Origin of the sequence: Pseudomonas sp. G166, from assembly GCF_037027455.2 — a bacterium.
Taxonomy (GTDB): Bacteria; Pseudomonadota; Gammaproteobacteria; order Pseudomonadales; family Pseudomonadaceae; genus Aquipseudomonas.
On the sequence record NZ_CP146985.1, the window covers coordinates 4267746 to 4289240 of the forward strand.

17 protein-coding genes are annotated in these 21495 nt (G+C 61.2%); 16 read left to right on the top strand and 1 reads right to left on the bottom strand.

The window, feature by feature from the left end:
• The first annotated feature begins 225 nt into the window (after positions 1 to 225).
• Complete coding sequence (gene aceA / locus SGN16_RS18515; protein ID WP_063320477.1) at positions 226 to 1551, top strand: isocitrate lyase; 1326 nt, start codon at positions 226 to 228, stop codon at positions 1549 to 1551.
• A 224-nt stretch (positions 1552 to 1775) separates the two neighbouring features.
• Here the strand turns inward: aceA and SGN16_RS18520 are convergent, their stop codons facing one another.
• Positions 1776 to 3698, bottom strand: coding sequence for a methyl-accepting chemotaxis protein (locus tag SGN16_RS18520; RefSeq protein ID WP_335944334.1), 1923 nt, complete (start codon positions 3696 to 3698; stop codon positions 1776 to 1778).
• Positions 3699 to 4573: 875 nt separating this feature from the next.
• Between SGN16_RS18520 and SGN16_RS18525 the strand changes: the two genes are divergently transcribed.
• The 15 genes from SGN16_RS18525 (at position 4574) to SGN16_RS18595 (ending at position 21470) form a co-directional block, all read left to right on the top strand.
• Complete coding sequence (locus SGN16_RS18525; RefSeq protein WP_030141323.1) at positions 4574 to 4987, top strand: NADH-quinone oxidoreductase subunit A; 414 nt, start codon at positions 4574 to 4576, stop codon at positions 4985 to 4987.
• Positions 4988 to 4997: 10 nt separating this feature from the next.
• Positions 4998 to 5672: an NADH-quinone oxidoreductase subunit B gene (locus SGN16_RS18530; protein WP_003180065.1), complete on the top strand. Its 675-nt coding sequence runs from the start codon at positions 4998 to 5000 to the stop codon at positions 5670 to 5672.
• A gap of 72 nt (positions 5673 to 5744) precedes the next feature.
• Positions 5745 to 7529 carry an NADH-quinone oxidoreductase subunit C/D gene (gene nuoC / locus SGN16_RS18535; RefSeq protein WP_210639433.1) on the top strand — a complete coding sequence of 595 codons (1785 nt, stop codon included), beginning with the start codon at positions 5745 to 5747 and terminating at the stop codon, positions 7527 to 7529.
• A gap of 2 nt (positions 7530 to 7531) precedes the next feature.
• A complete protein-coding gene (nuoE, locus tag SGN16_RS18540) occupies positions 7532 to 8029 on the top strand; it encodes an NADH-quinone oxidoreductase subunit NuoE (RefSeq protein ID WP_053123206.1) in 498 nt (165 codons plus the stop codon).
• On the top strand, positions 8026 to 9384 hold the full coding sequence (gene nuoF / locus SGN16_RS18545) for an NADH-quinone oxidoreductase subunit NuoF (RefSeq protein ID WP_335944335.1): 1359 nt from the start codon (positions 8026 to 8028) through the stop codon (positions 9382 to 9384). Before nuoE ends, nuoF begins: the two co-directional genes overlap by 4 nt.
• Before the next feature lie 141 nt (positions 9385 to 9525).
• Positions 9526 to 12240 (top strand): NADH-quinone oxidoreductase subunit NuoG, encoded by a 2715-nt coding sequence (gene nuoG, locus SGN16_RS18550; RefSeq protein ID WP_335944336.1) that lies wholly within the window; start codon positions 9526 to 9528, stop codon positions 12238 to 12240.
• Positions 12237 to 13244 carry an NADH-quinone oxidoreductase subunit NuoH gene (nuoH, locus tag SGN16_RS18555; protein ID WP_025212983.1) on the top strand — a complete coding sequence of 336 codons (1008 nt, stop codon included), beginning with the start codon at positions 12237 to 12239 and terminating at the stop codon, positions 13242 to 13244. Before nuoG ends, nuoH begins: the two co-directional genes overlap by 4 nt.
• 11 nt (positions 13245 to 13255) lie before the next feature.
• Positions 13256 to 13804 (top strand): NADH-quinone oxidoreductase subunit NuoI, encoded by a 549-nt coding sequence (gene nuoI / locus SGN16_RS18560; protein WP_003180051.1) that lies wholly within the window; start codon positions 13256 to 13258, stop codon positions 13802 to 13804.
• 9 nt (positions 13805 to 13813) lie between these two features.
• Positions 13814 to 14314: an NADH-quinone oxidoreductase subunit J gene (gene nuoJ, locus SGN16_RS18565; protein ID WP_335944337.1), complete on the top strand. Its 501-nt coding sequence runs from the start codon at positions 13814 to 13816 to the stop codon at positions 14312 to 14314.
• A gap of 4 nt (positions 14315 to 14318) precedes the next feature.
• On the top strand, positions 14319 to 14627 hold the full coding sequence (nuoK, locus tag SGN16_RS18570; RefSeq protein WP_003180046.1) for an NADH-quinone oxidoreductase subunit NuoK: 309 nt from the start codon (positions 14319 to 14321) through the stop codon (positions 14625 to 14627).
• Positions 14624 to 16477: an NADH-quinone oxidoreductase subunit L gene (gene nuoL, locus SGN16_RS18575; RefSeq protein WP_210639436.1), complete on the top strand. Its 1854-nt coding sequence runs from the start codon at positions 14624 to 14626 to the stop codon at positions 16475 to 16477. The genes nuoK and nuoL overlap by 4 nt, the downstream gene beginning before the upstream one ends.
• 39 nt (positions 16478 to 16516) lie before the next feature.
• Positions 16517 to 18049 carry an NADH-quinone oxidoreductase subunit M gene (nuoM, locus tag SGN16_RS18580; RefSeq protein ID WP_210639437.1) on the top strand — a complete coding sequence of 511 codons (1533 nt, stop codon included), beginning with the start codon at positions 16517 to 16519 and terminating at the stop codon, positions 18047 to 18049.
• Between the two features lie 7 nt (positions 18050 to 18056).
• On the top strand, positions 18057 to 19520 hold the full coding sequence (gene nuoN, locus SGN16_RS18585) for an NADH-quinone oxidoreductase subunit NuoN (protein WP_025212979.1): 1464 nt from the start codon (positions 18057 to 18059) through the stop codon (positions 19518 to 19520).
• A 169-nt stretch (positions 19521 to 19689) separates the two neighbouring features.
• Positions 19690 to 20799: an NAD(P)/FAD-dependent oxidoreductase gene (locus tag SGN16_RS18590; RefSeq protein ID WP_210639438.1), complete on the top strand. Its 1110-nt coding sequence runs from the start codon at positions 19690 to 19692 to the stop codon at positions 20797 to 20799.
• 194 nt (positions 20800 to 20993) lie between these two features.
• The gene (locus tag SGN16_RS18595; protein WP_210639439.1) at positions 20994 to 21470 is read left to right on the top strand and encodes a hemerythrin domain-containing protein; all 477 of its coding nucleotides are present in this window, start codon (positions 20994 to 20996) and stop codon (positions 21468 to 21470) included.
• Positions 21471 to 21495 lie beyond the last annotated feature (25 nt).

Here is a 21495-nt window from a genome sequence, read left to right on the forward strand (position 1 = left end):
TCCCGAGGGACGGAAGCGTAACTAGGTAACCCGGCATCACTCTGAGTTCGTATAAAGGCCCACGACGCCCGAATGCGCCCGCAGTTCGCCTCTACCTGCTCACTTTCCCCTCGAGCCCATCGTTCATCCCGTCGCCTCCCCGCCTGAACCGACTTGACCGTCCAACCCCTGGTCGGCAGGAGCAGGAATTTTCCACCCCAGACCTATGCGACGAGGTTTATCTCCATGGCACTGACACGCGAACAGCAAATTGCAGCCCTTGAAAAAGACTGGGCTGAAAACCCGCGCTGGAAAGGCGTGAAGCGCAATTATTCCGCTGCTGACGTCGTCCGCCTGCGTGGCTCGGTTCAACCTGAGCACACCCTTGCGAAAATGGGCGCCGAGAAGCTGTGGAACCTGGTTACCCAGGGCGCCAAGCCAGCCTTCCGTCCCGAGAAAGATTTCGTCAACTGCATGGGCGCCCTGACCGGCGGCCAGGCTGTGCAGCAAGTCAAGGCCGGTATCCAGGCGATCTACCTGTCGGGCTGGCAAGTGGCTGCGGACAACAACTCCGCCGAGTCCATGTACCCCGACCAGTCGCTGTACCCGGTGGACTCGGTTCCAACCGTGGTCAAGCGCATCAACAACTCGTTCCGTCGCGCTGACCAGATCCAGTGGAAAGCCGGCAAGAACCCGGGCGACGAGGGCTACATCGACTACTTCGCGCCAATCGTGGCTGACGCTGAAGCCGGTTTCGGTGGCGTGCTGAACGCCTATGAGCTGATGAAGAGCATGATCGAAGCAGGCGCCGCCGGCGTTCACTTCGAAGACCAACTGGCTTCGGTGAAGAAATGCGGCCACATGGGCGGCAAAGTACTGGTACCGACCCAGGAAGCCGTGCAGAAGCTGACCGCTGCTCGCCTGGCTGCTGACGTTGCCGGTGTACCGACCATCATCCTGGCCCGTACCGACGCCAACGCTGCTGACCTGCTGACCTCCGACTGCGACCCGTACGACCAGCCGTTCGTGACCGGCACCCGCACCCAGGAAGGTTTCTACAAAGTGCGCGCCGGCCTCGACCAGGCCATCGCCCGCGGCCTGGCCTACGCGCCGTACGCCGACCTGATCTGGTGCGAAACCGCCAAGCCGGACCTGGACGAAGCCCGCCGCTTCGCCGAAGCGATCAAAAAGGAATACCCGGACCAGATCCTGTCGTACAACTGCTCGCCTTCCTTCAACTGGAAGAAAAACCTGGACGACGCGACCATCGCCAAGTTCCAGCGCGAACTGTCTGCCATGGGCTACAAGCACCAGTTCATCACCCTGGCCGGCATCCACAACATGTGGCACAGCATGTTCAACCTGGCGCACGACTACGCCCGCAACGACATGACCGCCTACGTGAAACTGCAAGAGCAAGAGTTCGCTGACGCCGCCAAGGGCTACACCTTCGTGGCGCACCAGCAGGAAGTGGGCACCGGCTACTTCGACGACATGACCACCGTGATCCAGGGCGGGACTTCGTCGGTGACCGCACTGACCGGCTCCACCGAAGAAGAACAGTTCCACTGATTCACACGCTTGCCTCGAGTAAGCGGCCCTTGCGGACCGGATAAAAACTAACCGCAAAGCCGACGATCTGACGCCCCGACTGGTTCGGGGCTTTTTTTTGCCGGTTTTCCCCAGCGTTCATCAACTGCTGATCGTCAAGGCCTTGCGGGGTTTGGGTAGGGATGGGACCGGAACGACCAGTGCTGCATCGCCAGTTGGAGCACGGCTGCCAGAATGCCCCTTTTTTACACCTTGAAGTGACTGACCAACTGCTGCAACTGGTTACCCAGGCGCGCCAGTTCGATGCTTGAGGCCGCGGTTTCTTCGCTGGCTGAGGCGGTCTGTTCGGATACATCGCGCACGCTCAGGATACTGCGGCTGATTTCCTCGGCCACCGAGCTTTGTTGCACCGCGGCGGCGGCAATCTGTTGGTTCATGGCTTGAATGCCAGAAACCGCCTGGGTGATGTTGCCCAGGGATGTGCCGGCTTTGGATGCCAACTCCACGCTGCTGTCGGTCAGCTCGCGGCTATTTCGCATGATGCTCGATACCTGACGGGTGCCATTCTGCAAGCCCGCTACCAGGCTTTCAATCTCTTCGGTGGAATGCTGGGTACGCTGGGCCAGCCCACGCACTTCGTCGGCGACCACGGCAAAACCGCGCCCGGCGTCACCCGCTCGAGCGGCCTCAATGGCGGCGTTAAGCGCCAGCAAGTTGGTCTGCTCAGCCACCGCCCTGATCACATCCATGATCTTGCCGATACGCCCGCTTTCTTGCTCCAGTTCGTTCATCGCTTCGACTGAACGTCCGACTTCGCCGGCCAAACGCTCGATCTGAACGATGGCTTGCGCGACCACTTGGTCGCCGATACGGGCTTGTGCATCGGCCTCCGATGCGGCTGCGCAAGCTTGTTCAGCATTACGTGCGACTTCATGCACGGTGACCGACATTTCGTGCATGGCGGTCGCCACCTGATCGGTCTCGGTCTTCTGACTATTGACCCCGGCACTGGTCTGCTCGGTGACAGCCGATAGCTCTTCGGCGGCACTGGCGATTTGGGTGACGCCATCGCGGATGCCACCGATCAGGTCGCGCAAGGTGGCGCCCATGCGCTGAATACCCTGCTGCAAGACACCCAGCTCATCACGACGAGTCACGATCATGTGTTGCGTGAGATCGCCTGCGGCAATGCGATCGACCACAGCCAATGTGTCCTGCAACGGCCGTGTAATCTGGCGGGTGATGATCAGGGCAGCCAAAACCCCCAGCAACATCGCCAAGGCAGTGCAGCTCAGCTGCAGTAGGCGAGCCTGGACGCTGTCTTCGTCACGGGAGACCAGTTGGCTGGCATACATTTCGTCAGTCAGACGAGTGATGGCTTCACCCAAATCGATGGTGTCCTGCACAGCCTTGCCAATGGCCTGATTACTGGCAGTGAAGTCCTGCACCGAGCGACGGTAAGCAATCAGCGCGGTTTCCAGTTGCTTGAGGGTGTCGGCATAGGTGGGGCCGAAAGCGCTCTTGAGGGTTTCGATGCTCTTGAACGCATTTTCGAGCTGGCGGGTGGCGGCCTGTTCGGTGGTGCTGTTGGGGTTGCCGGTATAGCCACGCACTTCATAACGCACCAGCGCCACGTCCTCTTTGGCCTTGAGGATAAGCTTATAAAGGTCAAAGCGGCGTTCATCCGAGGCGGGCATTGCTTCTACGTCAGTGATGACCTGAGCAATCAGTGCAGCCCCCTTGACCGCATTGACGCCCATTTCCTTGCGCATGGCTGCGTCATTGCGATAAGCCTCGCGCATCGTATTCAGTGCCGCTTGATACTGCGTGCTGGCCTGCTCGATCAGCGCAAGCTTTTTCAGGTTTTCAGGTTTCTTCAGCTCTTTTGAGAGGCTTTTCTGCTGGGCGACAAACTGCTCCAGCGACGCCTGGATCAATGCACCCTTTTGTTCATCGCCCCTGTCCACCTGGTATTGCAAGCGAGCCCTGCGCAGGTGATCAAGACGGTTGCCGAGCTCGGTAATGCTGGTCATTCGATCAGTACGCTCGATCATTTTCCCCAGGCTGAACCAGCCGGTCGCGGCGAGAATAGCGGTCAGAAGCAGCACAACAGCAAAGCCCAAAGCCAGCTTGAGCATAACGCTCATATTCGCGATCCGAGAGTTCATGACATTCCTTTGGTATCAGCCGCGAACGATGGAAACTGACGCGACTATCTAAGAAGGGGGTCGAAAATCCAACCAACATTGATATAGATGATTAGATGAATGAAGTACAAAGATAGCTATTTGATATCACTCCTTCAAGACCTTACGCCAGACCTCGCGCCGATTTCTGCGCGCAAAACTGAGTCGCTTGACGTGCACATCCCCCTGACCGCAGGTTCTGCGCGGGATCAACTGAGCGACATTGATCTGACGCAGCCGATTTTTTCATCCGTTTTTTTTGAAGCGACCTACTCTGTAAGAGCAAGCCTGCATCTGTGGGAGTCAGGCTTGCCCGCGATGAGCGATTGCGCAGTCTGCCTCGGGACAGCGTTGCCGGGATCGCGAGCAAGCATGGCTCCCACAGGGGCAGTCCCCATGCAGATCCGACTTTCACCGCCCCCCTCTCCGAGAAAACTTCGCTGCATCGGGTAGAAAAAAATTGATCGAACGCAGTATTGGGCAGTCAGAAAAGGAGTAAAACGTCCGACGCTGACAATTGCAGTAGCGGCGATGTAAGACAGCCCCTCGGGCACGACACTAAGAGCGTCGCAGAAAGACCGCCACAGATAATAATAATTATCATTTGGAAGCCGTTGTCATTGTTACATTCCGCACGAAATATTATTGATGAATAGCCGGCCAACGCCCACGGGGCCGGGGCCGCACGGTCCTGGGGGTGCGCTATGTCCTTATTCCAATAAATAATTTCGCTATAGGAATTTTACTTGCCCGGTGTTTAGCCATAAAATCACCGCGATTGATTGCTGCGACATATCGTCACTGCGTTATTTCTATTCAAGCTCAGAGACCTTTGCTCTCTGTTAAGGATTTCCAGCATGCCCGAAGCGACAGGACTCATGGCCCACAACTGGGGCTTTGCCATTTTCCTTCTGGGTGTCGTCGGCCTGTGTGCCTTCATGCTCGGCGTGTCGAGCCTGCTCGGGTCAAAAGCCTGGGGCCGCAGCAAAAATGAACCGTTCGAGTCCGGCATGCTACCTACCGGTGGCGCCCGCTTGCGGCTCTCAGCCAAATTCTATCTGGTCGCGATGCTGTTCGTGATCTTCGATATCGAAGCCCTCTTTCTCTTTGCATGGTCTGTGTCCGTCCGCGAAAGCGGCTGGACCGGATTCGTCGAAGCTCTCGTTTTCATAGCAATTCTGTTGGCAGGTCTTGTCTACCTTTACCGGGTGGGGGCACTTGATTGGGCTCCGGAAGCTCGGCGCAAGCGGCAAGCGAAGCTGAAACAATGAGGCTTTGGCAATGCAATACAATCTCACCAGGATCGACCCCGATGCTCCTAACGAGCAGTATCCGATTGGCGAGCGGGAAACCGTCGCTGATCCGTTAGAAGATCAAGTCCACAAAAACATCTTCATGGGCAAGCTCGAAGACGTGCTGAACAGTACGGTCAACTGGGGTCGCAAGAACTCCCTGTGGCCGTACAACTTCGGTCTTTCGTGCTGCTACGTGGAAATGACCACCGCCTTCACGGCGCCCCACGACATCGCGCGCTTTGGCGCCGAGGTGATCCGGGCATCGCCACGCCAGGCGGATTTCATGGTTATCGCCGGAACCTGCTTCATCAAGATGGCGCCGATCATCCAGCGTCTCTACGAGCAAATGCTCGAACCGAAGTGGGTTATCTCCATGGGTTCGTGCGCCAACTCCGGTGGCATGTACGACATCTACTCCGTCGTTCAAGGGGTGGACAAGTTCCTGCCCGTGGACGTCTACGTGCCTGGCTGCCCCCCTCGCCCTGAAGCTTTCCTGCAAGGCTTGATGCTGTTGCAGGAGTCGATTGGCCAGGAGCGTCGCCCGCTGTCCTGGGTCGTTGGTGATCAAGGCGTCTATCGCGCCGAGATGCCATCGCAAAAGGAACAGCGCCGCGAACAGCGTATCGCAGTCACCAACCTGCGCAGCCCCGACGAAGTCTGATCCAGCTCTGCTCTGCATAAGAAACGAGAACCTGGCTTCATTCTTTACGTTGACCGAAAGCGATAAATAACCATGACTACAGGCAGTGCTCTGTACATCCCGCCTTACAAGGCAGACGACCAGGATGTGGTCGTCGAACTGAACAACCGTTTTGGCCCCGAGGCGTTCACCGCCCAGCCGACCCGTACCGGCATGCCGGTGCTTTGGGTTGCCCGCGCCAAACTCGTCGAAGTCCTGACCTTCCTGCGCAACCTGCCCAAGCCGTACGTCATGCTCTATGACCTGCACGGCGTGGACGAGCGTCTGCGCACCAAGCGTCAAGGGCTGCCCGACGGTGTCGATTTCACCGTGTTCTATCACCTGCTGTCGATCGAACGTAATAGTGACGTCATGATCAAGGTCGCCTTGTCTGAGAGCGACCTCAGCGTGCCCACCGTGACCGGTATCTGGCCGAACGCCAACTGGTACGAACGCGAAGTGTGGGACATGTTCGGGATCGATTTCCCCGGCCACCCGCACCTGACGCGCATCATGATGCCGCCGACCTGGGAAGGTCACCCGCTGCGCAAGGACTTCCCGGCCCGCGCCACCGAATTCGATCCGTTCAGCCTGTCCCTGGCCAAGCAACAGCTCGAGGAAGAAGCCGCGCGCTTCAAGCCCGAAGACTGGGGCATGAAGCGCTCCGGGGCGAACGAGGACTACATGTTCCTCAACCTCGGCCCGAACCACCCTTCGGCCCACGGTGCCTTCCGCATCATCCTGCAGTTGGACGGTGAAGAAATCGTCGATTGCGTCCCGGACATCGGTTACCACCACCGTGGCGCCGAGAAGATGGGCGAGCGCCAGTCCTGGCACAGCTACATTCCCTACACTGACCGCATCGATTACCTCGGTGGGGTGATGAACAACCTGCCGTACGTGCTTTCGGTCGAGAAACTGGCCGGGATCAAGGTGCCGGAGAAGGTCGATGTCATCCGCATCATGATGGCCGAGTTCTTCCGGATCACCAGCCACCTGCTGTTCCTGGGTACCTACATCCAGGACGTTGGCGCAATGACCCCGGTGTTCTTCACCTTCACCGACCGCCAGAAGGCCTACACGGTGATCGAAGCCATCACCGGTTTCCGCCTGCACCCGGCCTGGTACCGCATCGGTGGTGTTGCCCACGACCTGCCGCGGGGCTGGGAGAAGCTGGTCAAGGACTTCGTCGAGTGGATGCCCAAGCGCCTGGACGAATACACCAAGGCCGCCTTGCAGAACAGCATCCTCAAGGGTCGTACCATCGGGGTCGCCGCCTACAACACCAAAGAGGCCCTGGAATGGGGCGTCACCGGTGCCGGCCTGCGCTCCACCGGTTGCGACTTCGACCTGCGCAAGGCGCGTCCTTACTCCGGCTATGAAAACTTCGAATTCGAAGTCCCGCTGGCCGCCAACGGTGACGCCTACGACCGCTGCATGGTTCGCGTCGAGGAAATGCGCCAGAGCATCAAGATCATCGACCAGTGCATGCGCAACATGCCGGAAGGCCCGTACAAGGCGGATCACCCGCTGACCACGCCGCCGCCCAAAGAGCGCACGCTGCAACACATCGAGACCCTGATCACGCACTTCCTGCAGGTTTCGTGGGGCCCGGTCATGCCGGCCAACGAATCCTTCCAGATGATCGAAGCGACCAAGGGCATCAACAGTTATTACCTGACGAGCGACGGCGGCACCATGAGCTACCGCACCCGGATTCGCACCCCAAGCTACCCGCACCTGCAGCAGATCCCTTCAGTGATCAAAGGCAGCATGGTCGCGGACTTGATCGCGTACCTGGGTAGTATCGATTTCGTTATGGCCGACGTGGACCGCTAAGCATGAACAGCACGCTTATCCAGACAGACCGTTTCGCCCTCAGCGAAACCGAGCGCTCGGCCATCGAGCACGAGCTGCATCACTACGAAGACCCGCGCGCGGCGTCGATCGAAGCCCTGAAAATCGTCCAGAAGGAACGTGGCTGGGTACCCGATGGCGCGCTCTACGCCATTGGCGAGATCCTCGGCATTCCGGCCAGCGACGTCGAAGGCGTGGCCACTTTCTATAGCCAGATCTTCCGCCAGCCAGTGGGCCGTCACATCATTCGCGTCTGCGACAGCATGGTCTGCTACATCGGCGGCCACGAGTCCGTAGTCGGCGAGCTCCAGAGCAAGCTGGGCATCGGCCTGGGCCAAACCACCGCCGACGGTCGCTTCACCCTGCTGCCGGTGTGCTGCCTGGGCAACTGCGACAAGGCACCGGCGCTGATGATCGACGACGACACCTTCGGTGACGTCCAGCCTGACGGCGTCGCCAAACTGCTGGAGGGCTACGTATGACCCTGACTTCCTTCGGGCCCGCCAACCGCATCCAGCGCTCGGCCGAAACCCATCCCCTGACCTGGCGTCTGCGTGACGACGGCGAAGCGGTGTGGCTTGACGAGTACCAGGCCAAGAACGGCTACGCTGCTGCGCGCAAGGCATTCACCGACATGGCCCAGGACGATATCGTCCAGACCGTGAAAGACTCCGGCCTCAAGGGCCGTGGCGGCGCAGGCTTCCCCACTGGCGTGAAGTGGGGCCTGATGCCAAAGGACGAATCCATCAACATCCGCTACCTGCTGTGCAACGCGGATGAAATGGAGCCCAACACCTGGAAAGACCGCATGCTGATGGAGCAACTGCCCCATCTGCTGATCGAAGGCATGCTGATCAGCGCCCGTGCGCTGAAGACCTACCGCGGCTATATCTTCCTGCGCGGCGAATACACTACCGCCGCCAAGCACCTGAACCGTGCCGTGGAAGAAGCCAAGGCCGCAGGGCTGTTGGGCAAGAACATCCTGGGCTCAGGTTTTGATTTCGAGCTGTTCGTCCACACCGGCGCCGGGCGCTATATCTGTGGTGAAGAAACCGCGCTGATCAACTCCCTGGAAGGCCGCCGCGCCAACCCACGCTCCAAGCCGCCCTTCCCTGCCGCCGTCGGCGTGTGGGGCAAGCCGACCTGCGTGAACAACGTCGAGACCCTGTGCAACGTGCCAGCGATCATCGCCGACGGCGTGGACTGGTACAAATCCCTGGCCCGTGACGGCAGCGAAGACATGGGCACCAAGCTCATGGGCTTCTCTGGCAAGGTCAAGAACCCTGGTTTGTGGGAACTGCCATTCGGCATCACCGGTCGCGAGTTGTTCGAGGACTACGCCGGCGGCATGCGCGACGGCTACAAGCTCAAGTGCTGGCAGCCCGGCGGCGCCGGCACCGGCTTCCTGTTGCCAGAACACCTGGACGCACAAATGTACGCCGGCGGCATCGCCAAGGTCGGCACCCGGATGGGTACCGGCCTGGCCATGGCGGTGGACGACAGCGTCAACATGGTGTCCCTGCTGCGCAACATGGAAGAGTTCTTCTCCCGTGAGTCGTGTGGTTTCTGCACTCCTTGCCGCGATGGCCTGCCCTGGAGCGTCAAGCTGCTGCGCGCCATTGAAAACGGCGAAGGCCAGGCCGGCGACATCGAGACCCTGCTGGGTCTGGTAGGTTTCCTCGGCCCAGGCAAGACCTTCTGTGCTCACGCACCGGGTGCCGTGGAGCCGTTGGGCAGCGCGATCAAATACTTCCGCCCTGAATTCGAGGCCGGCATCGCGCCAACGCGCGCCGGGGATCTCCATCAGGTGGTCACGCCGACCATGGTCGGCGCGTAACGACGCTTTAAAAGGCGAAGGGTCCGTGCCCTTCGCCTTTCGTCCGATGACGCCTTTTACCCAGGCTGTTTGGATTCGGACGAATAACAAGATTCCATTAGCCACGCCCGCTGACACCGGGCCAACGAAGAACTTTGAACCATGGCCACTATCCACGTAGACGGCAAAGAGCTCGAAGTCGATGGCGCAGACAACCTGTTACAGGCATGTCTGTCCCTGGGCCTCGACATCCCTTATTTCTGCTGGCACCCCGCCCTTGGCAGCGTTGGCGCCTGTCGCCAGTGTGCGGTCAAGCAGTACACCGACGAGAACGACAAGCGTGGTCGGATCGTCATGTCCTGCATGACCCCCGCCACCGACGGCAGCTGGATCTCCATCGACGACGAAGAAGCGAAAGTGTTTCGCGCCAGCGTCGTCGAATGGCTGATGACCAACCACCCTCACGACTGCCCGGTCTGCGAGGAAGGCGGTCACTGCCACCTGCAAGACATGACGGTGATGACCGGCCACAACGAGCGCCGTTATCGCTTCACCAAGCGCACCCACCAGAACCAGGACCTCGGCCCGTTCATCTCCCACGAGATGAACCGCTGCATCGCCTGCTACCGCTGCGTGCGCTTCTACAAGGACTACGCCGGCGGCACCGACCTGGGCGTGTTCGGTGCCCACGACAACGTGTACTTCGGTCGCGTTGAAGACGGCACCCTGGAAAGCGAATTCTCCGGCAACCTCACCGAGGTCTGCCCGACCGGTGTGTTCACCGACAAGACCCACTCCGAGCGCTACAACCGCAAGTGGGACATGCAATTCTCGCCGAGCATCTGCCATGGCTGCTCCAGCGGTTGCAACATTTCTCCGGGCGAACGCTACGGCGAACTGCGTCGCATCGAAAACCGCTTCAACGGTTCGGTGAACCAGTACTTCCTGTGTGACCGTGGCCGTTTCGGCTACGGCTACGTCAACCGCAAGGATCGTCCACGCCAGCCATTGCTGGCCAACGGCGCCAAGCTGGGCCTGGACGAAGCGCTGGACAAGGCCGCCGAGCTGCTGCGCGGTCGCAACATCGTCGGCATCGGTTCGCCACGGGCCAGCCTGGAAAGCAACTACGCGCTGCGTGAACTGGTCGGTGCCGAGCACTTCTACAGTGGCATCGAAGCCGGTGAGCTGGAACGCATCCGCCTGGTGCTGCAAGTGCTCAAGGACAGCCCGCTGCCGGTGCCGACGATGCGCGACATCGAAGACCACGACGCGGTGTTCGTCCTTGGCGAAGACCTGACCCAGACCGCCGCCCGCATGGCCCTGGCCCTGCGCCAGTCGGTCAAGGGCAAGGCCGAGGACATGGCCGACGCCATGCGCGTGCAGCCATGGCTCGACGCCGCCGTGAAGAACATCGGCCAGCACGCGCTGAACCCGCTGTTCATCGCCAGCCTCGCCGAAACCAAGCTCGACGACGTGGCCGAAGAATGCGTCCACGCCGCCCCTGATGACCTGGCGCGCATCGGTTTTGCCGTTGCCCATGCCCTGGACGCCAGCGCCCCGGCCGTCGACGGTCTGGACAGCGAAGCGGCTGCCCTGGCCCAACGCATCGCCGATGCCCTGCTGGCAGCCAAGCGCCCACTGATCATCGCCGGCACCTCGTTGGGTTCCAAGGCGCTGATCGAAGCCGCCGCCAACATCGCCAAGGCCTTGAAGCTGCGGGAGAAGAACGGTTCCATCAGCCTGATCGTGCCGGAAGCCAACAGCCTCGGCCTGGCCATGCTCGGTGGCGAATCGGTGGACACAGCGCTGCAAGCGGTGATCGACGGTAGCGCCGACGCCATCGTAGTGCTGGAAAACGACCTGTACACCCGCACCGACAAGGCTCTGGTGGACGCCGCCCTGAACGCCACGAAAGTGCTGATCGTCGCCGACCACCAGAAAACCGCCACCACCGACCGCGCCCATCTGGTGCTGCCGGCGGCGAGCTTCGCCGAAGGCGACGGCACGCTGGTCAGCCAGGAAGGCCGCGCCCAGCGCTTCTTCCAGGTGTTCGACCCGCAATACCTGGACGCCAGCATCCTGGTTCATGAAGGCTGGCGCTGGCTGCATGCCCTGCGCTCGACCCTGCTGAACCAGCCGGTGGACTGGACGCAACTGGACCACGCCACCGCTGCCTGCGCCGAAAGCAACCCGCAACTGGCCCGTATCGTCGATGCCGCACCGTCGGCCTCGTTCCGCATCAAAGGCCTGAAGCTGGCGCGCGAACCGCTGCGCTATAGCGGTCGCACCGCCATGCGCGCGAACATCAGCGTCCATGAACCGCGTACTTCCCAGGACACGGACACTGCGTTCTCGTTCTCCATGGAAGGTTATTCGGGTTCGACCGAACCGCGTTCCCAGGTGCCTTTCGCCTGGTCGCCGGGCTGGAACTCGCCGCAAGCCTGGAACAAGTTCCAGGACGAAGTCGGCGGTCACCTGCGTGCCGGCGACCCGGGCACCCGCCTGATCGAAAGCCAGGGCGATGGCCTGAGCTGGTTCGCCAGCGTGCCGCGCGCCTTCAACCCGGCACCAGGTACCTGGCAGGTCGTGCCGTTCCATCATCTGTTCGGCAGCGAAGAGAACTCTTCCAAGGCCGCACCGGTGCAGGAACGCATCCCTGCCGCCTACGTGGCGCTGGCCAAGTCCGAAGCCGATCGCCTGGGTGTCAACGATGGCGCCCTGCTGAGCCTGAACGTGGCCGGCCAGACCCTGCGTCTGCCGCTGCGCATCAATGAAGAACTGGGCGCCGGCCTGGTGGCCCTGCCGGCTGGCCTGGCGGGTATCCCACCGGCGATATTCGGCAAAACCGTCGACGGTCTGCAGGAGGCAGCGCAATGAGCTGGTTCACCCCTGAAGTGATCGCTGTGATCCTGACGGTCCTCAAGGCCATCGTGATCCTGCTGGCCGTGGTGGTCTGCGGCGCGCTGCTGAGCTTCGTCGAACGTCGCCTGCTGGGCTGGTGGCAGGACCGCTACGGTCCGAACCGCGTCGGCCCGTTCGGCATGTTCCAGATCGCCGCCGACATGATCAAGATGTTCTTCAAGGAAGACTGGACACCGCCGTTTGCCGACAAGGTGATCTTCACCCTGGCACCGGTCGTGGCCATGAGCGCCTTGCTGATCGCCTTCGCGATCATCCCGATCACCCCGACCTGGGGCGTGGCGGACCTGAACATCGGCCTGCTGTTCTTCTTCGCCATGGCCGGCCTGTCGGTGTATGCGGTGCTGTTCGCCGGTTGGTCGAGCAACAACAAGTTCGCCCTGCTGGGCAGCCTGCGGGCCTCGGCCCAGACCGTGTCCTACGAAGTGTTCATGGGCCTGGCGCTCATGGGCATCGTGATCCAGGCCGGCTCGTTCAACATGCGCGACATCGTCGAGTACCAGGCCCAGAACCTGTGGTTCATCATTCCGCAGTTCTTCGGCTTCTGTACCTTCTTCATTGCTGGCGTGGCCGTGACTCACCGTCACCCCTTCGACCAGCCGGAAGCGGAACAGGAACTGGCCGATGGTTACCACATTGAATATGCCGGCATGAAATGGGGCATGTTCTTCGTTGGCGAGTACATCGGCATCATCCTGATCTCGGCACTGCTGGTGACGTTGTTCTTCGGTGGCTGGCACGGTCCGTTCGGCATCCTGCCACAACTGTCCTTCGTCTGGTTCGCCCTGAAGACCGCGTTCTTCATCATGCTGTTCGTCCTGCTGCGCGCCTCGATCCCGCGTCCACGCTACGACCAGGTGATGGACTTCAGCTGGAAATTCTGCCTGCCGCTGACCCTGATCAACATGCTGGTGACCGCTGCGATCGTTTTGATGAACGCGCCTGCGGCCGCGGTTCAGTGAGGATTTGACCCATGTTCAAATATATTGGCGACATCGTTAAGGGTACCGGTACCCAACTGCGAAGCCTGGTCATGATCTTCGGCCATGGCTTTCGCAAGCGCGACACCCTGCAATATCCCGAGGAGCCGGTCTATCTGGCGCCGCGCTATCGCGGCCGCATTGTCCTGACCCGCGACCCCGACGGCGAAGAGCGCTGCGTGGCCTGCAACCTGTGCGCCGTGGCGTGCCCGGTGGGCTGCATCTCGCTGCAGAAAGCTGAAACCGAAGACGGTCGCTGGTACCCGGACTTCTTCCGCATCAACTTCTCGCGCTGCATTTTCTGCGGCCTCTGCGAGGAAGCGTGCCCGACCACCGCGATCCAGCTCACGCCGGATTTCGAAATGGCCGAGTTCAAACGTCAGGACCTGGTGTACGAGAAAGAAGATCTGCTGATTTCCGGTCCCGGTAAAAACCCTGATTACAACTTCTATCGTGTTGCAGGTATGGCCATTGCCGGTAAGCCTAAAGGCGCCGCGCAGAATGAAGCCGAACCGATCAACGTGAAGAGCTTGCTGCCTTAAGGAAGAAAGATGGAATTCGCTTTCTATTTCGCATCGGGTATTGCAGTGGTGTCCACGCTTCGCGTGGTCACCAACACCAACCCCGTGCACGCCCTGCTCTACCTGATCATTTCGCTGATCGCCGTGGCCATGACCTTCTTCGCTCTCGGTGCGCCGTTTGCCGGCGCCCTGGAAGTGATCGCCTACGCCGGCGCCATCATGGTGCTGTTCGTGTTCGTGGTGATGATGCTGAACCTGGGCCCGGCCTCGGTCCAGCAGGAACGCTCCTGGCTGAAACCCGGCATCTGGGCAGGACCGGTGATCCTCGCCGCCCTGCTGCTGGGTGAACTGCTGTATGTGCTGTTCGCTCACCAGAGCGGCCAGGCCATCGGCCACACCACCGTAGGTGCCAAGGCCGTGGGCATCAGCCTGTTCGGCCCGTACCTGCTGGCGGTCGAACTCGCCTCGATGCTGCTGCTTGCCGCAGCCGTCACGGCGTTCCATTTGGGCCGTAACGAGGCGAAGGAGTAATTACATGCCTGCTATCCCTCTCGAGCATGGTCTGGCGGTTGCCGGCATCCTGTTCTGTCTCGGTCTGGTCGGCCTGATGGTCCGCCGTAACATTCTGTTCGTGCTGATGAGCCTGGAGGTCATGATGAATGCCTCCGCCCTGGCCTTCATCGTCGCGGGCGCTCGCTGGGCGCAGCCGGATGGACAGATCATGTTCATCCTGGTGATCAGCCTGGCAGCCGCCGAGGCCAGTATCGGCCTGGCGATTCTGTTGCAGCTGTACCGCCGCTTCCACACTCTCGATATTGACGCTGCCAGCGAGATGCGCGGATGAACCTGATCTTTCTGACTTTCGTATTTCCCCTCATCGGTTTCCTGCTGCTGTCGTTCTCCCGTGGACGCTGGTCGGAAAACCTCTCGGCGCTGATTGGCGTGGGTTCCATTGGCCTGTCTGCCATCGTCGCGGCCTACGTGATCTGGCAATTCAACGTCGCCCCGCCCGAAGGTGGTGTGTACGTACAGGTGCTGTGGCGCTGGATGGCGGTGGAAGGCTTCACGCCGAACTTCGCCCTGTACCTGGACGGCCTGTCCATCACCATGCTCGGCGTGGTGGTCGGCGTGGGTTTCCTGATCCACCTGTTCGCCTCCTGGTACATGCGCGGTGAAGCCGGCTACTCGCGCTTCTTCGCCTACACCAACCTGTTCATCGCCAGCATGCTGTTCCTGGTGCTCGGCGATAACCTGTTGTTCCTGTACTTCGGTTGGGAAGGCGTGGGCCTGTGCTCGTACCTGTTGATCGGTTTCTACTACAGCAACCGCAACAACGGTAACGCCGCGCTCAAGGCGTTTATCGTGACCCGGATCGGCGACGTGTTCATGGCCATCGGCCTGTTCATCCTGTTCCAGCAACTGGGCACGCTGAATATCCAGGAACTGCTGGTCAAGGCACCGGAACACTTCAAGGTCGGTGACTTCTGGATTGTCCTGGCGACCCTGATGCTGCTCGGTGGCGCTGTCGGTAAATCCGCGCAACTGCCACTGCAGACCTGGCTGGCTGACGCGATGGCCGGTCCTACCCCGGTCTCGGCACTGATCCACGCCGCAACCATGGTGACCGCGGGCGTCTACCTGATCGCCCGTACCCACGGCCTGTTCGCCCTGGCGCCGGACATCCTGCACCTGGTCGGCATCGTCGGCGGCGTGACCCTGGTCCTGGCCGGTTTCGCCGCGCTGGTACAGACCGACATCAAGCGCATCCTCGCCTACTCGACCATGAGCCAGATCGGCTACATGTTCCTGGCCCTGGGCGTCGGTGCCTGGGAAGGCGCGATCTTCCACCTGATGACCCACGCCTTCTTCAAGGCGCTGCTGTTCCTTGCTTCCGGTGCGGTGATCGTTGCCTGCCACCACGAGCAGAACATCTTCAAGATGGGCGGCCTGTGGAAGAAACTGCCGCTGGCCTACGCCAGCTTCATCGTCGGCGGCGCGGCCCTGGCGGCCCTGCCACTGGTCACCGCCGGTTTCTACTCCAAGGACGAAATCCTCTGGGAAGCGTTCGCCAGCGGTAACCAAGGCCTGCTTTATGCCGGCCTGGTGGGTGCGTTCATGACCTCGCTGTACACCTTCCGCCTGATCTTCATCGCGTTCCACGGTGAAGCCAAGACCGAAGCCCACGCTGGCCACGGCATTGCCCACTGGCTGCCGCTGTCGGTGCTGATCGTGCTGTCGACCTTCGTCGGCGCCATGATCACCCCACCGCTGGCCGATGTGCTGCCGCAAAGCGTCGGCCATGCCGGCGGCGAAGCCAAGCACAGCCTGGAGATCGCTTCGGGCGCCATCGCCCTGGCCGGTATCCTGCTGGCCGCCCTGCTGTTCCTGGGCAAGCGCCGTTTCGTCACGGCAATCGCCAACAGCGGCATTGGGCGTTTCCTTTCGGCCTGGTGGTTCGCCGCCTGGGGCTTCGACTGGATCTACGACAAACTGTTCGTCAAGCCATACCTTGCGATCAGCCACATTCTGCGCAAAGACCCGCTCGACCAGACCATTGGCCTGATCCCGCGCATGGCCAAGGGCGGCCACACCGCCCTGAGCCGTACCGAGACTGGTCAACTGCGTTGGTATGCGGCTTCCATGGCGGCTGGCGCCGTGCTGGTTATCGGCGCCATCGTGCTGGTAGCGGTCTGATATGAACCTTGCGAACTTGCGAAAGGAAACGAGCCCGTCATGATTCTGCCCTGGCTAATCCTGATCCCCTTCATCGGCGGCCTGCTGTGCTGGATCGCGGAGCGCTCCAGCTCCACGCTCCCGCGCTGGATTGCGCTGCTGACCATGTCCCTGGAACTCGCGCTCGGCCTCTGGCTGTGGGCGACCGGCGACTATTCATTCGCTCCGGCCCCTGGCGCCGATCCGACCTGGGCGCTTGAATTCAAGCACGCCTGGATCGCGCGCTTCGGCATCAGCGTGCACCTGGCCCTCGACGGCCTGTCGCTGCTGATGATCCTGCTGACCGGCCTGCTGGGTATCCTCTCGGTCCTGTGCTCCTGGAAAGAGATTCAGCGTCACGTCGGCTTCTTCCACCTGAACCTGATGTGGATCCTGGGCGGCGTGATCGGCGTGTTCCTGGCGCTGGACCTGTTCATGTTCTTCTTCTTCTGGGAAATGATGCTGGTGCCGATGTACTTCCTCATCGCGCTCTGGGGTCACAGTTCTTCGGACGGCAAGAAAACCCGGATCTACGCGGCGACCAAGTTCTTCATCTTCACCCAGGCTTCCGGCCTGATCATGTTGGTGGCGATCCTTGGCCTGGTGCTGGTCAACTTCAACAACACCGGTGTGATTACCTTCAACTACGCCGACCTGTTGAAAGTGCAGATGTCCAAGACCACCGAGTACGTGCTGATGCTGGGCTTCTTCATCGCCTTCGCGGTGAAGCTGCCAGTGGTGCCATTCCACTCCTGGCTGCCGGATGCCCACGCCCAGGCACCGACCGCAGGTTCCGTGGACCTGGCGGGTATCTTGCTCAAGACCGCGGCCTACGGCCTGCTGCGCTTTGCCCTGCCGCTGTTCCCCAATGCCTCGGCAGAGTTCGCGCCAATTGCGATGACCCTGGGCCTGATCGGGATTTTCTACGGTGCGTTCCTGGCGTTCGCCCAGACCGACATCAAGCGCCTGATCGCGTTCTCCAGCGTCTCGCACATGGGCTTCGTGCTGATCGGTATCTACTCCGGCAGCCAGCTCGCCCTGCAAGGCGCGGTGATCCAGATGCTCGCCCACGGCCTGTCGGCGGCGGCACTGTTTATCCTCAGCGGCCAGTTGTACGAGCGCCTGCACACCCGGGACATGCGTGAGATGGGCGGCATCTGGTCGCGTATCGCTTACCTGCCGGCCATCAGCCTGTTCTTCGCGGCCGCGTCCCTGGGCCTGCCGGGCACCGGCAACTTCGTCGGCGAGTTCCTGATCCTGATCGGCACCTTCGTCAGTGCGCCATGGATCACCGCCATCGCGACGTCTGGCCTGGTGTTCGGTTCGGTCTACTCGTTGATCATGATCCACCGCGCCTACTTCGGCCCGTCCAAGTCGGACGAAGTGCTGCGCGGCATGGACGGTCGCGAACTGATCATGGTGCTCGGCCTTGCGGTACTGCTGGTTTACCTCGGCGTTTCCCCGCAGCCGTTCCTCGACACCTCTGCCGCCACGATGCATGGCGTGCAGCAGTGGCTCGGCACCGCCTTCTCTCAACTCGCTTCGGCCCGGTAAGAGCGCTATGGAATTCACGATTCAACACTTTATCGCGCTTGCGCCGCTGTTGATCACCAGCGCCACGATCATCGTGGTGATGCTGGCAATCGCCTGGCGCCGCAATCACTCACAGACCTTCCTGCTGTCGGTGGCGGGGCTGAACCTGGCCCTGCTATCGATCCTGCCGGCCCTGAAAGTCGCACCACTGGCGGTCACGCCGCTGTTGCAGATCGACAGCTTCGCCTGCCTGTACATGGCGCTGATCCTGGTCGCCACCCTGGCCTGTGTCACCCTCGCCCACGCCTACCTCGGCGATGGCGGCTCGGGTTACCCAGGCAACCGCGAAGAACTGTACCTGCTGATCCTGATGGCCGCCGCCGGTGGCCTGGTTCTGGTCAGCGCGCAGCACCTGGCCAGCCTGTTCATCGGCCTGGAACTGCTGTCGGTGCCGGTCTACGGCCTGGTGGCCTACGCCTTCTTCAACAAGCGCTCCCTGGAAGCCGGCATCAAGTACATGGTGCTGTCGGCCGCCGGTTCGGCGTTCCTGTTGTTCGGTATGGCCCTGCTCTACGCCGAAGCCGGCACCTTGAGCTTCGTCGGCATCGGCCAGGCCCTGGCGGCCACCGGCCTGCCTAGCCCGATTGCGCAATTGGGCCTGGGCATGATGTTGATCGGCCTGGCGTTCAAGCTGTCGCTGGTGCCTTTCCACCTCTGGACCCCGGACGTCTACGAAGGCGCCCCGGCGCCGGTGGCGGCGTTCCTGGCCACCGCGTCGAAAGTGGCGGTGTTCGCGGTGATGGTGCGTCTGTTCCAGATCTCGCCAGTGGCCAGCAGCGGTGTGCTGAGCAATGTACTGACCATCATCGCCATCGCGTCGATCCTGTTCGGTAACCTGCTGGCTCTGACCCAGAGCAACCTCAAGCGTCTGCTGGGTTACTCGTCCATCGCCCACTTCGGTTACCTGCTGATCGCCCTGATCGCCAGCAAGGGCCTGGCCGTGGAAGCCATCGGCGTGTACCTGGTCACCTACGTGATCACCAGCCTCGGCGCGTTCGGCGTGATCACCCTGATGTCCTCGCCATACAACGGCCGCGACGCCGACGCGCTGTACGAATACCGCGGCCTGTTCTGGCGCCGGCCGTACCTGACCGCCGTGCTGACCGTGATGATGCTGTCCCTGGCCGGCATCCCGCTGACCGCGGGCTTCATCGGCAAGTTCTACATCATCGCCACCGGCGTCGAGGCCCACCAATGGTGGCTGGTCGGTTCCCTGGTGCTGGGCAGTGCCATCGGCGTGTTCTACTACCTGCGCGTCATGGTCACTCTCTACCTGATGGAACCGAACCTGCGTCGCCACGATGCTGAGTTGCACTGGGAACAAAAGGCAGGCGGCGTGATGCTTCTGGCCATCGCCGTGTTGGCGTTCTTCCTCGGTGTGTACCCGCAGCCGTTGCTGACTCTGGTTCAGCAGGCAGGCCTGACAGGCTGATCGCCTCAACGCTGTAGCCATCGGAAAAGCCCGTATCGCCAGATACGGGCTTTTTTTATGCCTGCCGGTTTCTCAGGCAGTGGCAGGAACATCACACCCACGCTACACCCACTTCCCAAGCGCGGGCTATCCTGAACCCGCCAACTGCAGCCCTGAAGGAGGAACAACGTTGAGTGTCGATATCGAGTGCGTCGTCGTAGGCGCTGGGGTCGTCGGGCTCGCCATAGCCCGGGAAATGGCGCAGGCCGGACACGAAGTGCTGCTGATCGAAGCCGGTGAAGCCATCGGCATCGGCACCAGTTCGCGCAATTCCGAGGTCATCCATGCCGGCATCTATTACCCACCGGGCAGCCTCAAGGCGCAGCTATGCGTCGAAGGCCGGCACAAGCTGTACGACTATTGCCAGAGCCATGGGGTCGAGACTCAACGGCTCGGCAAGTTGATCGTCGCCAAGGATCGGGCGCAAATGGCCGGGCTTGAGGCATTGCTCGAACGGGGCTTGATGAACGGCGTGGACGACCTGCGCCTGCTCGATCAACGACAGGCGTTGGACCTGGAGCCGGCCCTGGCGTGTGTCGGTGCGCTGTATTCGCCTTCCACCGGTATCGTCGACTCCCACGCACTGATGCTGGCCTTGCAGGGCGATGCCGAAGCGGCCGGTGCGAGCGTCGCGTTCCACACACCGCTGCTAAAGGCCCGCGTTACCGTCGATGGCTTCGTGCTGGAGCTGGGTGGCACGGCACAGATGAGTTTGTCCTGCCAACGACTGATCAACGCCGCCGGCCTCCACGCCCCGGCCCTCGCCCGCCGCATCGAAGGCCTGGCGCCGCAGTCGGTGCCGCGCGAGTATTTGTGCAAGGGCAGCTACTTCAGCTTGACTGGCCGCGCGCCCTTCCGGCACCTGGTCTACCCCGCGCCGCAAGCGGCTGGCCTGGGTATCCACATGACCCTGGACCTGGGGGGCCAGGCGCGCTTCGGTCCTGACGTCGAATGGGTCGAGCACGAAGACTACCGAGTCGACCCGGCGCGGGCCGAGATCTTCTACCCGGCGATCCGCAATTACTGGCCGGGCCTGCCGGACCAGAGCCTGCAACCGGGCTACAGCGGCTTGCGCCCGAAAATCTCCGGCCCCGGCGAACCTGCCCGTGACTTTCTCATCAGTAGCCCAGCCGAACATCAGGTTCCCGGGTTGATCAACCTGTTCGGGATTGAATCGCCGGGGCTGACCTCTTGCCTGGCGATAGCCGCGCGGGTCCGGCAACTGATCACAAGCGTTTAGCCATAGCGCAAAGTGCAAGGCGTTTTCCCCACCCTCTTGCAGCTTGCACGACCCCAAAAACAGCGACAAACACAACCCTCTGTTTTTAAACAGCTTTTTAATATGAGCTGGCTGGCACGGCTGATGCAATTTACCTCTTACGCGGCGTCGGCGCTTGAAGCTGGCCCGCATCCGTGAATTGCCAGGAGCTACTTATGAACGCCATCGACCTGTTGAAAGCCGACCATGAACGCGTCAAAGCCATTCTCACCCAACTGAGCGAGTCCACTGATCGCGCCGTCAAGAAGCGCACCGATCTGTTGGCCAAACTGGAAATGGAAATTTCCATCCACACCCGTCTGGAAGAAGAGATTCTGTACCCGGCGTTCAAGCAAGCAGGCGGCAAGGACGAGGCCGAAATGTATTACGAGGCCAAGGAAGAACACCGCACCGTCGACTCGCTGGTGCTACCCGACTTGAAAACCACCGATCCGACCCAACCGGAATTTGCCGGTCGCGTGAAAGTGGTCAAGGAACTGCTTGAGCATCACATCGAAGAAGAAGAGAAGGAGATGTTCCCCCAAGCGAAAAAACTGCTGGGCAAAGCCAAGCTCGACGCTTTGGGTGAAGAGATGGAAACCATGAAAGCGCAGTACAAAAAAGAACTGGGAAGCGCCAACCTCGCGGCCTGATCCAGCGCCACGGATGCTTCAGCCG